Origin of the sequence: Caldalkalibacillus salinus, from assembly GCF_016745835.1 — a bacterium.
In the GTDB taxonomy this organism is placed as follows: domain Bacteria; phylum Bacillota; class Bacilli; order Caldalkalibacillales; family JCM-10596; genus Caldalkalibacillus_A; species Caldalkalibacillus_A salinus.
The window spans coordinates 1-405 of record NZ_JAERVL010000058.1 but is presented as its reverse complement, the minus strand read 5'-3'; the positions used below and the strand labels follow the sequence as shown (position 1 = coordinate 405).

The following is a 405-nucleotide window of genomic DNA, read 5'->3' as shown; positions in this document are numbered from 1 at the left end:
AAATAATGTACTTTATTCGCTTGTTCCACCAAAATATCACTGGTTCGTGTACTTAACAGAGGGAGTGGAAACAGCGTTTGAACTACATGAAGATATGGTCGCATACAATTTCCATCAAGGACAGCTCTGGGTCAACCCAAATATTGTGGTGGGTAATGTCCAAGGTATGATTGATCGAGTAAGTGCCCCAGGGTACAGCTACGAGCAGGAGTGGGAAGAATAAGTTAAGCCTTAAGCTTTAAGCTAAAGATCAAGCCAAAGAAGAGCCTGTTCAATTGTTCTTCTTTGGCTGTTTTTCTTTGAATTATAGCCCGGGAGGGCTCAAACGTTTGAGCCACAGTTTGATGACAGCGCATTTACCTTTCAGCAAAGTTTTCCCGAATCTGAAGGAATGAGCGTATGCGA

The 405-nt window shown here is 42.7% G+C and carries 1 protein-coding gene; it reads left to right on the top strand.

All coding sequences use genetic code 11. The features are described 5' to 3' along the window. The coding region (locus JKM87_RS17650; protein WP_202081785.1) for a hypothetical protein at positions 1–223 on the top strand (223 nt) is incomplete at its 5' end. Positions 224–405 lie beyond the last annotated feature (182 nt).